Genomic DNA, 14236 nt, shown 5'->3' with positions numbered 1-14236 from the left:
GCATGAAGAGGTCGGACGGTGAGAGACGACGCCGATCGGACAGCTCGCAACCGGACTTGAAGACGCATGAATCTCGCACGCCTCGCCAACGGTATCGCCCACGCGCCGGACAATTTAGACAAGACTGAAATCTCGGGCCTGACACTCGATTCGCGCGCGGTGGGCGAAGGTTTCCTTTTCGTCGCGGTTTCAGGGTCCAAGGTCGACGGCGCACGCTTTATCGAGGACGCGAAGGCGAAAGGCGCCGTTGCCGTCCTAACCAGTAGCGATGCCGTCGTGGAAACCGATCTTCCGGTCATACGCGCTGACAACCCCAGACTGTCCGCCGCGAAGATGGCCGCGCGTTTCTACGAGAAACAGCCGGAGACGATGGTCGCCGTGACCGGGACTGCGGGCAAGACCTCGATCGCTTCTTTCTTGCGCCAGATCTGGACGGCGACTGGCCTCAAAGCGGCTTCGATCGGGACGACGGGCGTTGTCTCACCGAGCCGCAACGACTACGGCACGCTGACGACACCGGACCCGGTGGCGCTCGCCGAGCTTCTGGCGAGCCTCGAGGGCGAGGGCGTGACCCATGCGTCGATGGAAGCTTCCAGCCACGGCATAGACCAGTTCCGCCTCGACGGGGTGCGGCTCGCGGCGGGCGGCTTCACAAACCTCGGACACGACCATCTCGACTATCATCCGGATCTCGAAAGCTATTTTACGGCCAAGATGGGTCTTTTTACGCGCCTCCTGCCAAAGGGCGCACCGGCGGTGATCAACACGGATGACCAGTGGTCGGGACGGGCGATCGAGGTCGCGACCGGTGTCGGTTGCGATGTACGGACCGTTGGGCGGAACGGTTCGCTTCTCGCGCTGAAACGGCTTGAACACGAGCGCGAACGGCAGGTGGCCGAGGTGAAGACGCCGGACGGAATCCAGCGCGTCGTGCTGCCGCTCGCAGGTGAATTCCAGATGTCGAACGCGCTCGTCGCTGCGGGTCTCGCCATCGTGACGGGAACACCCGTAAAGGCGGCGCTCGAAACCTTGGAAAATCTGAAAGGCGCATCCGGGCGGTTGGAGAAAGCGGGTATGACGGCGGGCGGCGTTCCGGTCTTCGTCGACTATGCACACAAGCCAGAAGCGCTCGAACACGTGCTCCGTGCGGTCCGGCCGTTCACTACCGGAAGGGTTATCCTGGTGATGGGCTGCGGCGGAGACCGAGACAAGACAAAGCGCCCAATGATGGGCGAGATCGCGAACAGGCTCGCGGACGTCGTCATCGTGACCGACGACAATCCACGAAGCGAGGACCCGGCGGTGATCCGGTCCGAGATCATGGCAGCTGCAGGAGAAGCTCGCGAGATTGGCGACCGACGCGAGGCAATCCGCGCTGCTGTCGGCGAGGCGCGGACCGGCGATACCGTCATCGTCGCCGGCAAGGGGCATGAGACCGGCCAGATGGTCGGCAGCATAAACCATCCCTTCAGCGACCACGAAGAAGTGCGACGAGCCATCACGGAGACGAAGGCGTGACCGATTTTCTCTGGGAAACCGGTGTACTGATTGAGGCCATGCGCGCCCGACCGGTGGGAATGGATCTGCCGGGCGGTATCACGGGGATCTCCATCGATAGCCGATCGCTCAAGGAAGGCGATGCCTTCTTCGCGATCGCCGGCGACCGGTTCGACGGCCATGATTTCCTCACCAATGCGCGACGGGCCGGCGCTGCGCTTCATGTCGTCTCGGAAAAGCGCCTGCCGGCGCTCGGACGGATGCAGGCGCCGATGCTCGTCGTCGACGACGTGCTGGCGGCACTCGGCCGGTTAGCCGAGGCGGCTCGTGCCCGCTCGAAGGCGAAGATCATCGCGGTGACGGGAAGCGTCGGCAAGACGACGACGAAGGAGGCGCTGCGGCAGGGGCTCTCAGCCTGCGGCTCCGTCCATGCGAGTGTCGCCTCCTTCAACAACCACTGGGGCGTGCCGCTCAGCCTCGCGCGACTGCCCGCGGACAGCCGTTTCGCGATCTTCGAGATCGGCATGAACCATCCTGGCGAGATCCGGCCGCTTGTGAAACTGGTCCGCCCGCACGCCGCAATCGTCACGCTGATCGCGGCGGCCCATCTCGGCCATTTCCGTGATCTCGATGAGATCGCCGATGCCAAGGCCGAGATTTTCGAGGGTATCGTTCCCGGTGGCTCGGCGATCATCAACGCGGACGATGCGAAGTGCATGCGGCTTGCTGCCGCCGCAAAGGCCGCAGGCGTAACGAATGTTCTTACCTTCGGCGAAGCCGAGGGTGCCGACTTCCGGATGACGGAATACGATCCCGACGCCGAAGGTGCGGCGCTGATCGCCGACATTGCAGGTCAGGAAGTCTATGTTCGGCTTTCCATGCCGGGCAGACATTTTGCGCAGAATACGCTCTGCGTTCTCGGGGCTGCGCATGTCGCGGGTGCCGATATCGCGAAGGTTGCCGAAGCGCTCGCCGAATGGCGGGCGATGAAGGGCCGCGGCGAACGCTTCCAACTGCCGATGCCGGGCGGAGGCGAGATCATCCTCTTCGACGACAGCTACAACGCCAACCCGGCCTCGATGCGAGCGGCAATCGAGACGCTGGCCAATGCCAAACTGAGCGAGAATGGCCGGCGGATCGCGGTCCTCGGCGACATGAAGGAGCTCGGCGGACACAGCCCGACGCTCCACGCGGAGCTTGCGGAGCCGCTGAAGGATGCCGGTATCGCCCGTGTTCTTCTGGTGGGCGAGGAGATCAAGCCGCTCGCGGAAGCGCTTGGCGACGAGGAAATTGAATGCACGACGCACAAGACCCCAACGGAGGCCGAAGAGCAGCTGTTCTCCGACATGCGGGCGGGCGACGCGATCATGGTAAAGGCGTCCCGAAGCATCGGACTGGAAAAGGTCGTGGCGGCCCTCGTTGACCGTTATCCGCCCATTACGCAACTTGACGCAAACGGAATGGCGGGCGAAACGCGTGCCGCGTCGGAAGAAACGTCGGCACACGATTTCGCACCGGAGACCCAATCCCAATGATCGCCTATCTCGGACAGTTTGCCGACCAGATCGCGGTCTTCAACGTCTTTCGGTACATCACCTTTCGCACCGGCGCGGCGATGATCTTTGGATTCATTACCGTCTTCCTATTCGGACCAGCGATCATCTCAGCCCTACGCCTACGACAGGGCAAAGGTCAGCCGATCCGCGCCGACGGCCCTCAGACCCATTTCAAGAAGGCCGGAACGCCGACCATGGGCGGGCTGATGATCCTCTCCGGCGTTCTGGTATCGACGCTGTTCTGGGCGGATCTGACCAATATCTACGTATGGACCGTGCTGCTGGTCACAGTCGGTTTCGGCGCGATCGGCTTCTACGACGACTATCTCAAGGTCACGAAGCAGAGCGACAAGGGATTTTCGGGCAAGTCGCGCCTAGCGCTCGAGTTTCTGATCGCGGCAATGGCAGTGCTTCTCATCGTGTTGAGAACAGAGGGGCCGTTCGCGACTTCGCTTGCGTTCCCCTTCGTGAAGGAGCTGCTGTTCAATCTTGGTCTGTTTTACGTCGGATTTGCCGCTTTCGTTATCGTCGGAGCGGGCAATGCGGTGAATCTCACCGACGGGTTGGACGGGCTGGCAATCGTCCCGATCATGATCGCGGTCGCCGCACTCGGCCTGATCGCCTATCTCGCCGGCAATGTGAACTTCGCCAACTACTTGCAGATACACTACGTTGCGGGCACCGGCGAATTGGCACCCGTCTGCGGGGCGGTGATCGGTGCCGGGCTCGGATTCCTGTGGTTCAACGCGCCTCCTGCCGCGATCTTCATGGGCGATACGGGTTCGCTGGCGCTTGGCGGCATGACGGGTGCCGTGGCCGTCGCGACCAAGCACGAGATCGTGCTCGCGATCATCGGCGGTCTCTTCGTGATCGAGGCCTTGTCCGTCATCATACAGGTCGGCTGGTTCAAGATAACCGGCAGACGCGTATTCCTGATGGCGCCGATCCATCACCATTTCGAGAAACTCGGATGGACCGAGAGCCAGGTCGTGATCCGTTTCTGGATCATTGCCTTCATGCTGGCCTTTGTGGGGCTCTCCACGCTGAAATTGCGCTGACGCCATGAAGATCGACACTTTTGCCGGACTTCGTGTCGCCCTTTTTGGCCTCGGAGGGTCGGGGCTTGCGACGGCTTCTGCGCTGATCGAGGGCGGAGCGAACCTGATCGCGTTCGACGATAACCCAGGGAGCGTCGAGAAGGCTGTAACGCATGGCATCCCGACGCAGAACCTTCGCGAAATCGACTGGAACGGCCTTGCCGCATTCGTGCTCTCGCCGGGCGTGCCGCTGACCCATCCGCGGCCGCACTGGTCGGTCGATCTGGCCAATGCAGCCGGAGTGCCGATCATCGGCGATGTCGAGATCTTCGGGCGCGAGCGCGCTTCGAAAGCGCCGGAGGCTCGCTTCGTCGCGATCACCGGGACCAACGGCAAGTCGACGACGACAGCATTGATCGCACATTGCCTGAAGGAAGCGGGGCGCGACACCCAACTCGGCGGCAATATTGGCGTGCCGGTGTTGACGCTTCAGGAGCCGACGCCGGAGCGGCACTACGTCGTCGAGTGCTCGTCCTACCAGATCGATCTGGCGCCGGGGCTCAAGCCGAGTGTCGCCCTGCTTCTCAATCTCACCGCAGACCATCTCGATCGACATGGCACGATCGAGCACTACGCCTCGGTGAAAGAGCGGCTCGTGGTAGGTGCGGACCGGGCTGTAATTGGTGCTGATGATATCTGGTGCCGCGCGATCGCGGATCGGATCGAGGCTGCCGGGCGGCCAGTCGTTCGTATCAGTGGGCAGGGCGCAGTGGCCGGCGGCGTCGGCTATGCCGACGGCATCGTCGTGCGGGCGTTGGATGGTTTCAGCGAGGCAAGCTTCGATCTCACCGGCATAGGCTCGCTGAGGGGACGGCACAACGGCCAGAACGCGGCGGCGGCCGTTGCGGCGCTAACGCTTTGTGATGTTGGCGAAGCGCAAATCCTCAAAGGTTTGAGGAGCTTCCCGGGCCTTGCTCACAGAATGGAAGAAGTCGGACGGATCGGTAAGACGCTTTTTATCAACGATTCCAAGGCAACCAATGCAGATGCGGCTGCGACGGCGCTCGCGTCTTTCGAACGGATCTACTGGATCGCCGGTGGGTTGCCGAAAGAGGGCGGCATCGCCGAACTCTCCCGTTTCTTCCCGAAAATCGTCAAAGCGTATCTCATTGGTGAGGCGGCGCCGGCGTTCGCTGCGACCCTTGGCGAGGATGTGGCTTACGAAATTTCCGCAACGCTCGACAATGCTGTCGCAAGCGCTGCTCGCGACAGCGCCGAAGACGAAAAATCGGCGGCCGTGCTGTTGTCCCCGGCCTGCGCCAGCTTCGACCAGTATCGTAATTTTGAGGTGCGAGGAGACGCGTTCCGTGATTCGGTTCGGTCCCTGAAGGATATCGAGGTCGAGGCGGGTCGATGAGCGAGTCGGGCAGTAAGATCGTCAAAGTGTCGGACTGGTGGCGCGGGCTCGATCACTGGCTGGTAGGGGCATTCCTCATGCTGCTCGTCGGTGGCGCGGTGCTTTCCTTTGCCGCGAGTCCGCCGGTTGCCGAGCGCATAGGCCTCCAACCATTCCATTTCGTCGAGCGCCACCTGTTCTTTCTGATCCCGTCGGCTTTGGTTCTCTTCGCAACATCGCTCTTGACACCGCGCGGCGTCCGCCGGGCCGCGATCATCATCCTCGCGGCCTCGTTGGTGTTGATGGTCCTGACTCTCTTCATTGGGAGTGAAATCAAGGGTGCACGACGCTGGCTGGATTTCGGCCTGATGAACATTCAGCCGTCCGAATTCATGAAGCCGGCCTTCGTCGTGGTCTGCGCCTTCTTCTTCGCCGAGAATGCGCGGCGGACTGAGATTCCAGGCAATCTCTGCGCTTTGGTGCTGCTTCTGATCACCGTCGCTTTACTGGTCGCACAGCCCGATCTCGGCCAGACCATGCTTGTCGCGGCGACGTGGGGCGGGCTTTTCTTCATGGCCGGCATGCCCTGGCTCTGGATCGCTGTGCTCGCCGCCATCGGTCTCGTTGGCGCGTTCTTTGCCTACGAGGTGTTCGACCACGTGGCGAGCCGTATCGACCGGTTCTTCACCGGAGAGGGCGACAACTACCAGACGGATACGGCGCGCGAGGCAATTCTGAATGGTGGCTGGTTAGGCCAGGGACCAGGCGAGGGTACGGTAAAACGGCTTCTCCCTGACAGCCACACCGACTTCGCCTTCGCAGTCATCGCCGAGGAATTCGGCATCATCACCTGCATGATTCTGGCGCTCCTCTTCGCCTTCATCGTGATGCGCGGGCTCTCGGTTGCGCTTGCGCAGCGTGACCCATTCGTCCGGCTCTCGATCTCCGGGCTGGTCTTCGTGTTCGGCCTCCAATCGATCATCAACATGGCGGTGAACCTGCAGCTCCTGCCGGCCAAGGGCATGACACTGCCGTTCATTTCCTATGGCGGCTCGTCGATGATTGCGATCTCGATCAGCGCCGGTTTCGTGCTCGCGTTGACGCGACGACGGCCGGAGAACCGCAGCTATACGGATCGGCTGATGGAAAGGACGGCGCTCGTTCACGGGGTTTAAGCCGATCGACGGGATAGGGACCCGAGAGGGGAAAACGGAACGGAGCCCGCTGCGAAGACGGAGAGCGAGCGCGAGGTGATCAAGCTCCAGGCAGCTTATTGAAACGCGATCGCTATCGGACTCTTCATCGTCGGTGGTCTGACGATACCGACGTCGATTCTGCTCAGCGAAAGCGGGCGACGCTTTGAGCCGCGATCATTTCCCTCCTATGCTTTCTGGCAAGTCCAGCCTTACGTTTCCTATCGAAGCGATCTTCGAGGGAACTTGACTGATGAGCACGCTTGAAATCGTTCTGTTCGGGTCGATGACCCCGATTGCCGCGCTTCTCATCGCGTGGTGGGTCTTTGACGACGCCAGGAAGATCACGGCTCAAGCGAATGCCCGCGATGCCCGCGAACGCCGCCGCAAGAGCCGGTAAGCTGCCCCCACAATCCGTTCCCATCCTGCGTTGCCACACGACAGTTCCCATCGCAAAGCCGACATGATCGCGCGATAGCGGGAGCGGCATGAGCACGATTCTTCTTTCCGCCGGGGGGACCGGCGGCCATCTCTTTCCGGCCGAAGCACTCGCCCACGAACTGATTGCACGGGGGCATAGCGTTCATCTTGCGACGGATGATCGGGCCGGCCGCTTTACGCAGAGATTTCCGGGCGAAGCCGTCCATACCATACGCTCGGCGACCTTCGCTTCGAAAAACCCGTTTGCAATGGCGAAGACGCTTTGGACGCTGTGGCAAGGGTTCCGGCAGGCGGGCGCTCTCGTGCGGCGCATTCGGCCAGACGTGGTGGTCGGTTTCGGCGGCTATCCAACAGTCCCACCACTTATGGCAGCGATCCGAGCCGGGCGCCCGACGGCGATTCACGAGCAGAACGCGGTGATGGGGCGTGCGAACAAGTTCCTGGCGAACCGGGTGGACCGGATCGCCGCGGGCATTCCACAGACGAAGGCCGACGAACGACACGCGAAGAAGACCGTCGTAACGGGCAACCCGGTGCGAAAGCCGGTGCTGGCCGCCGCCGAGAAACCCTACGAACCGCCGAGAACCGACGAACCGTTCCGGCTCGTTGTCTTCGGCGGAAGCCAGGGGGCTCAGTTTTTCTCCGAAGTCCTGCCCAAGACGGTCGAGCGCTTGCCCGAAGCTTTGAAGAATCGTCTGAAGATCACGCAGCAGGCGCGCGAGAACGATGCGGGGTCAGTCGAGGCCTTCTACCAAGCGGCGGGGATCGAGGCAGAAGTTTCGATGTTCTTCGACGACATGGCAGCGCGTATCGGGGATGCGCATCTTGTCATTAGCCGCTCGGGCGCGTCGACGGTCTCGGAGATCTCGGTGATCGGCCGTCCGGCCATTCTTGTTCCTTATCCCTATGCGCTCGATCACGATCAAGCGGCGAATGCTGCGCGACTTGAGGCAGAGGATGGCGCCATCGTGATCAGGCAGGCGGAACTGACGCCGGATAAACTTGCGGGCATTATTGTCGATCTTGCAGACAATCCCGACCGCGCCGCGGCGATGGCGGCAGCGGCGAAGAGGACCGGGGTGGCCGATGCGGCTCGCTTGCTTGCGGACCTCGTTGAGTCTATGCCGCGAGACGTTTGAACAAGCCTCATATCAGACCACAGCGATGAGCCCGACTGCCGCTTGAGGGCGTGCTGCGAGTGGCCAAGTCTGCGGGTCCCGCCGACAGGCTGGAAAGAACCGGACAGGAGACACCATCATGAAGATGCCGCCCAATATCGGCCCGGTCCATTTCATCGGGATCGGCGGCATCGGAATGAGCGGAATTGCCGAGGTTCTGGTCAATCTCGGCTACACGGTGCAGGGCTCGGACCAGGCCGAGAACGCCAACGTCACGCGGCTGCGCGAGAAGGGCGTCAAGGTCTCGATCGGCCACCGGGCGGACAATCTGGGCGATGCCGAGGTGGTCGTCGTATCGACGGCGATCAAGCGGACCAACCCCGAACTGGCGGCGGCGCGCGAACGCCTGCTGCCGATCGTCCGGCGCGCAGAGATGCTTGCGGAACTGATGCGCTTCCGCCAGGCGATCGCAATCGGTGGAACCCACGGCAAGACGACGACGACTTCGATGGTCGCGACTCTTCTCGATGCCGGCGGGCTCGATCCGACGGTGGTCAACGGCGGTATCATCAACGCCTATGGCACGAATGCGCGCATGGGCGAGGGCGACTGGATGGTCGTCGAGGCGGACGAGTCCGACGGCACGTTCCTCAAACTGCCGGCGGACATCGCCGTCGTCACCAACATCGATCCAGAGCATCTCGATCATTACGGCACTTTCGAGAGGGTGAAGGAGGCCTTCCGCTCCTTCGTCGAGAACGTGCCGTTCTACGGTTTTGCCGTCATGTGCATCGACCATCCCGTGGTGCAGAGCGTGGTCTCGGAAATCGAAGATCGCCGTGTGATCACCTATGGCGAGAATCCGCAGGCCGATGTGCGGTTCGAGAACGTTTCGTTCGAGCCCGGCAAGTCACATTTTTCGGTCACGGTGCGCGACCGGGTCAAGGGTACAGAAACCAATCTCGGCGAACTGACGCTGCCGATGCCCGGCAAGCACAACGTCTCCAACGCGACCGCCGCGATCGCCGTCGCCGACAGGCTGGGCCTTTCGCCGGAGCAAATCCAGAAGGGCCTCGCCACCTTCGAGGGCGTCAAGCGCCGCTTCACTCTGACGGGCGTTGTGGATGGTATCGCGATCTATGACGACTACGGCCACCACCCGGTGGAAATTCGCTCGGTCCTGGCAGCGGCGCGCGCTTCGGCAAACGGCCGGGTGATCGCGGTGGTCCAGCCCCATCGCTACACGCGGCTTCAAGCGTTGTTCCCCGATTTCGCTTCCTGCTTCAACGACGCCGATACGGTAATTCTCGCCCCGGTCTACGCCGCGGGTGAAGAGCCCATCGAATTCGCCAATTCGGAAATGTTGGTCGAGCGTATCAAGCTCGGTGGACATCGCGATGCGCGGCTGATCGACGGGCCGGATGAACTGCCGACACTCATAAACCAGATCGCGGAGGCAGAAGACATAGTGATCCTGCTCGGCGCCGGCTCGATCACCCAGTGGGCCTATGCGCTGCCGAAACAGTTGGAAGACGTTCGCGGACAGGCGGCCTGACCATGATCGACGGCGAAGCTCTGCTCGAAGACCTGCGTGGTCGCGCGAAGAATTTCCGGGGTCGGCTGTCGGCGAACGCCGGCATGGACAAGGTTACCTGGTTTCGGGTCGGCGGTCCGGCGGAAGTGCTGGCGATGCCGGCCGACGAGGACGACCTCGGGTTGCTGATGGCCGCGATCCCGGCGGAGGTTCCGGTGCGCGTCGTCGGCATCGGTTCCAATCTTCTTGTGCGTGACGGTGGCATCCCCGGTGTCGTTATTCGCCTTTCGGCCAAAGGGTTCGGTATGGCCGAGCAGGTCTCCGAGACGCGGCTGATTGCTGGGACGGCCTGTCCCGACAAGCGGGTTGCTGCGACGGCCCTACAGGCTGGTCTCGACGGGTTCCATTTTTACCATGGCATTCCAGGCTCGATCGGCGGTGCCCTGCGCATGAACGCGGGTGCGAACGGCGTCGAGACCCGCGAGCGGGTTGTTGAGGTTCACGCCATCGACAGGAGGGGCGGCAAGCATGTGCTGTCCAATGACGAGATGGGTTATGCCTACCGTCATTCATCGGCCAGCGAAGATCTTGTCTTCACGCGGGCGCTCTTCGAGGGACCACGCGGCGACGCTGCCGAAATTCAGCGAAAGATGGACGAGGTTCAGCACCACCGCGAGACCGTTCAGCCGGTGAAAGAAAAGACCGGCGGCTCGACCTTCAAGAACCCGGAAGGCACATCCGCCTGGAAGGAAGTCGACAAGGCCGGATGCCGAGGGCTGAAGGTCGGTGAAGCTCAGATGTCGGAGATGCACTGCAATTTCATGATCAATACCGGGGAGGCGACCGGATACGATCTTGAAACCCTTGGCGAGACCGTGCGTGATCGCGTGCGCAAAACCTCCGGCATCACGCTCGAATGGGAGATCAAGCGGATCGGCGAGTTCATCGATGGCCGCACGGTCAAGCCGTTCCTTGACGGGCGTTGAGCTGCGCGAACTTACACGCTCGGCGAGTGGCAAGGTGAGTCGAGAAACCCGTCAGTAAAGCTTCCAGGCCCGACCGATGATTGCGTCGCGCGGCACGAAACCGACGCTGTCTGACCGGCTGTCGACGGAGTTGTCGCGATTGTCGCCAAGGACGAAGTAGTGATCTTCGGGCAGGTCGAACGGTCTAGTATTGTCGCCGGATGTGCCGGGCATGGTGTCGAGAATGTCGTAACTGACGCCCTCCGGAAGGGTCTCCGTCAGCAGCTCGCCGTCCAGGCCTTCGGGCGCTTCGCTCTCGTTCGAGGCTTCGAGGGCGACGGCGGTGCCGTCGATATGGACGGTTCCGTCCTTCAGCTGGATCGTCTCGCCCGGTAGGCCGATCACGCGCTTGATATAGGGCGCGTCGGGCTCGCGGGGCTTGAACATGATCATGTCGCCGCGCTCGGGATCGTGGCGCGCGAGGAGATCGCCGAAGGGCCGCCGCGCGAAGGTCGGATCGGTGTAGACGACCGTGCCGTCGACGACGTTGGGCGCCATGGAATTGGCCTCGATCCGGTAGGGGCCGAGGATCGTCGCGGCAAGCGCGGTGCCGGCGACGGCGATGACGACGAGGCCGAGGACGAGACGGATGGCGGTCTTCACGGATGTCGTTCGATCACGAACGGGTGCCGGCTAGCGTTCGATCCGCTGGTCCATGACCCGCGCCGGCGGCTCGCAGCCCTTGCGAACGACGACGACGCGTGCCGGCACGCCGGCGACTGTCGAATATTGCGGCACGTCTCTCAGCACGACTGAACCCGCTGCGACCTTCGAGCAGTCACCGATCTTGATATTGCCGAGGATTTTTGCGCCGGCCCCGATCAGAACCCCCTTGCCGACCTTCGGATGGCGGTCGCCATCTTCCTTTCCCGTACCGCCGAGGGTTACCTCTTGAAGAATGGAAACATCGTCCGCAACAACGGCGGTCTCCCCGACGACTATGCCGGTCGAATGGTCAAGGAAGATACCGCGACCGAAACGGGCGCAGGGATTGATATCGCACTGGAAGACCGAGGAAGACCTAGACTGGAGGAAGAGCGCGAAGTCGCGCCGCTCGTGCTTCCAGAGCCAATGGGCGAGGCGATGCGTCTGAAGGGCGTGGAACCCCTTGAAGTAAAGAAGCGGCTCGATATAGCGGTCGCAGGCGGCGTCGCGGTCGAGAACAGCCTGTATATCCGTCCGTATGATCTCCGACAGTTCCGGATCGTCATCGAACATCTGCTCGAAAGCCTGGGTGATCATGTAGGCCGGCACGTCGCCATGATCCATGCGCTGGGCGATACGATGGGCGAGCGCCGCTTCGAACGAGTTCTGGTTGAGGATCGTGGCGTAGACGAAGCCGGCAAGCGTAGGCTCGGCCTTTGCCATCGCCGCCGCCTCCTCGCGCAGGCTGTTCCAGATCGGATCGACATCGCGCACTGCGGTGAGTTTTGACGCGTTACGCTGTACCATGGGTTTTGCCTCGCTTCGGAGTTCTGAACTGGCGTGCGAACCCGACCATAATAACCGTGTCAATCAAGATAGTGACAGTGCCGTCGCGGTCCAACGGCGCGCTGGAAAAATCGGAACAGGGCAGACGGGATGGTGCAGCACTCGCGTTGCGGGGCCCAGTCCGTCAGTCGCGCTTGAAGATGATGCGGCCGAGCCAGCCTGTGACGATTGCGACGAGGACCGCGACGAAACCAAAGATCAGGCCGTAATTGCTTGCGAAGGCATCGATCTGAGCTTGAAAACCGACCTTGACCACGGTCAGGGTGCGCGATGTGTGGCGGATGACCTTGCCTTCGCGAAAGAGGTAGGCGCGGGCGATGTGTTGGCCGATCGGCAGATCTGCCGGGAGCCTCAGTTCCGCCCGGAACAGGCTGGGACCGAGAAACTGCACGCCGCCGATCGTCTCGGAATAGAGGCCTCGGCCCGTCTTGATCTCACGCAAGGCTTCCGCGAATTTCTGTCTGGGCCGGAGAAGAGGCCGCGGTTCGCCGAGCCGTGGCAGTGTGCCGTCGAGGCGCAGGGTCGAGATGCCGAGGCTGAGCCGCTCACGTGTCGCTCGTGAGGTGATGTCACGTAGAGGCCGAGTCGAGGCGAGGGAATATGTGGCGGGAGCGGCCGGAATGGTTGCAGATTCCCGATTGATCCAGATGCCGAAGAAGCGATCCTTTTCGCGCACCACTATGGGCTCGCGCGGACCGAAAAGCGCAATGACGATGTCATAGCGTTGCTGTCGCTGAATCCGCGCGTCTGCATTGTCGAGCGCGCCGAAGATGGTGAGATCCTCACCGTTGAACTCGGAGGTGATGCCGATCGTCGACGAGGACAAGCCGATGTCGAAACTCTCCGGCGGGTCCTCGATGACCTCTTGAGCTCCGGAGCATTCTGGCTGAAAAGCCATCGCGCCGATGAGGACGGTGATCGCCAGTGCGCTCTTGGCAATGGTTCGTGCACAACTCATTCGATCTTACCCGTCGGCGATGCGAGTGAGTAGAGCGAGTCGGGCGTCAGTACCAACTCGACGCCGAGCCGCACGCCGACCGCGAGGACCAAGAGAGCAAGGAGGGCGCGAAGTTGGTCACCGCGGAGTTTGCGGCCGGCCTCTGCGCCGAACTGGGCACCGATGACGCCGCCGAGCATGAGGAGGAAAGCAAGAACGATATCGATCGTCTGGTTGGTCGCCGCCTGCAGTACCGTCGTTACGGCGGCGGTGAACATGATCTGGTAGAGCGAAGTACCGATAACGACGTTTGTCGGGACGCGCAGGAGGTAGATCATGGCTGGCACCATGACGAAGCCGCCACCGACGCCCATGATCGCGGCGAGGACGCCAATGAAGAAGCCGAGCGTGATGACCGGAATGATCGAGATATAGAGCCGAGATCTCGGAAAACGCATCTTGAGCGGCAGGCCGAGAACCCAGCTATGCTGGCCCGGCCTACGCAGGTCGCTACCTGTGGTGCCCTTTCTACTTCTCAGCATGGACCGGACGCTCTCGTTAAGCATCAGTCCGCCGATACTTCCGAGAAAGACGACGTAAAGGAGGGAGACCGCGAGATCGAGCTGTCCGATCGATCTGAGCAAACCAAACAGCCAAACTCCGGCCAAAGATCCTAAAGCGCCGCCGGCAAGGAGCATGCTCCCGAGTTTGAGGTCGACGGTGCCGCGCTTATAGTGTGCAAGCGCACCCGAGAATGAGGATGCGACAACCTGGTTTGCGCCGGTCGCGACCGCGATGGCCGGCGGGATGTTGTAGAAAATGAGCAGCGGCGTGATCAGGAAACCGCCGCCGACGCCAAACAATCCCGAAAGAAAGCCGACCGCCATTCCCATGCCGACAATGACGAAAAGGTTGACTGAGATCTCCGCGATCGGCAGGTGCAGGAACACGGGCTGTACAGGCTCTTATAGGCCGAAGCCAGACAAACGAAGGGCTCCGCACGTCTTCGCG

General features: G+C 62.1%; 13 protein-coding genes. 9 read left to right on the top strand and 4 right to left on the bottom strand.

Annotation, left to right across the window (positions count from 1 at the left end; genetic code table 11):
- Positions 1-66: 66 nt before the first annotated feature.
- The 9 genes from FP2506_RS07385 (at position 67) to murB (ending at position 10758) form a co-directional block, all read left to right on the top strand.
- The gene (locus FP2506_RS07385; RefSeq protein WP_007066806.1) at positions 67-1518 is read left to right on the top strand and encodes a UDP-N-acetylmuramoyl-L-alanyl-D-glutamate--2,6-diaminopimelate ligase; all 1452 of its coding nucleotides are present in this window, start codon (positions 67-69) and stop codon (positions 1516-1518) included.
- Complete coding sequence (locus FP2506_RS07380; protein ID WP_007066805.1) at positions 1515-3032, top strand: UDP-N-acetylmuramoylalanyl-D-glutamyl-2,6-diaminopimelate--D-alanyl-D-alanine ligase; 1518 nt, start codon at positions 1515-1517, stop codon at positions 3030-3032. The genes FP2506_RS07385 and FP2506_RS07380 overlap by 4 nt, the downstream gene beginning before the upstream one ends.
- Complete coding sequence (gene mraY, locus FP2506_RS07375; protein ID WP_007066804.1) at positions 3029-4111, top strand: phospho-N-acetylmuramoyl-pentapeptide-transferase; 1083 nt, start codon at positions 3029-3031, stop codon at positions 4109-4111. Before FP2506_RS07380 ends, mraY begins: the two co-directional genes overlap by 4 nt.
- 4 nt (positions 4112-4115) lie before the next feature.
- On the top strand, positions 4116-5507 hold the full coding sequence (murD, locus tag FP2506_RS07370; RefSeq protein WP_007066803.1) for a UDP-N-acetylmuramoyl-L-alanine--D-glutamate ligase: 1392 nt from the start codon (positions 4116-4118) through the stop codon (positions 5505-5507).
- Complete coding sequence (ftsW, locus tag FP2506_RS07365; RefSeq protein ID WP_007066802.1) at positions 5504-6661, top strand: putative lipid II flippase FtsW; 1158 nt, start codon at positions 5504-5506, stop codon at positions 6659-6661. Before murD ends, ftsW begins: the two co-directional genes overlap by 4 nt.
- A gap of 271 nt (positions 6662-6932) precedes the next feature.
- Positions 6933-7079, top strand: coding sequence for a hypothetical protein (locus FP2506_RS18950; RefSeq protein WP_007066801.1), 147 nt, complete (start codon positions 6933-6935; stop codon positions 7077-7079).
- A gap of 88 nt (positions 7080-7167) precedes the next feature.
- Complete coding sequence (murG, locus tag FP2506_RS07360) at positions 7168-8259, top strand: undecaprenyldiphospho-muramoylpentapeptide beta-N-acetylglucosaminyltransferase (protein WP_007066800.1); 1092 nt, start codon at positions 7168-7170, stop codon at positions 8257-8259.
- A gap of 118 nt (positions 8260-8377) precedes the next feature.
- Positions 8378-9793 (top strand): UDP-N-acetylmuramate--L-alanine ligase, encoded by a 1416-nt coding sequence (murC, locus tag FP2506_RS07355; RefSeq protein ID WP_007066799.1) that lies wholly within the window; start codon positions 8378-8380, stop codon positions 9791-9793.
- A 2-nt stretch (positions 9794-9795) separates the two neighbouring features.
- The gene (gene murB / locus FP2506_RS07350; protein WP_007066798.1) at positions 9796-10758 is read left to right on the top strand and encodes a UDP-N-acetylmuramate dehydrogenase; all 963 of its coding nucleotides are present in this window, start codon (positions 9796-9798) and stop codon (positions 10756-10758) included.
- 51 nt (positions 10759-10809) lie between these two features.
- Here the strand turns inward: murB and lepB are convergent, their stop codons facing one another.
- From lepB to FP2506_RS07330, 4 genes are all read right to left on the bottom strand, one after another.
- Positions 10810-11400 (bottom strand): signal peptidase I, encoded by a 591-nt coding sequence (gene lepB / locus FP2506_RS07345; protein ID WP_007066797.1) that lies wholly within the window; start codon positions 11398-11400, stop codon positions 10810-10812.
- A gap of 30 nt (positions 11401-11430) precedes the next feature.
- Positions 11431-12249, bottom strand: coding sequence for a serine O-acetyltransferase (gene cysE, locus FP2506_RS07340; RefSeq protein WP_007066796.1), 819 nt, complete (start codon positions 12247-12249; stop codon positions 11431-11433).
- Between the two features lie 163 nt (positions 12250-12412).
- Entirely contained in the window at positions 12413-13246 is an 834-nt protein-coding gene (locus tag FP2506_RS07335; protein ID WP_007066795.1) for a TIGR02186 family protein, read from the bottom strand.
- Complete coding sequence (locus tag FP2506_RS07330; protein ID WP_007066794.1) at positions 13243-14175, bottom strand: sulfite exporter TauE/SafE family protein; 933 nt, start codon at positions 14173-14175, stop codon at positions 13243-13245. Before FP2506_RS07330 ends, FP2506_RS07335 begins: the two co-directional genes overlap by 4 nt.
- Positions 14176-14236: the final 61 nt, after the last annotated feature.

The organism is Fulvimarina pelagi HTCC2506 (genome assembly GCF_000153705.1).
GTDB lineage: Bacteria > Pseudomonadota > Alphaproteobacteria > Rhizobiales > Rhizobiaceae > Fulvimarina > Fulvimarina pelagi.
Note: the sequence above shows the minus strand (reverse complement) of the source record. Positions and strands in the feature narration are given on the sequence as shown.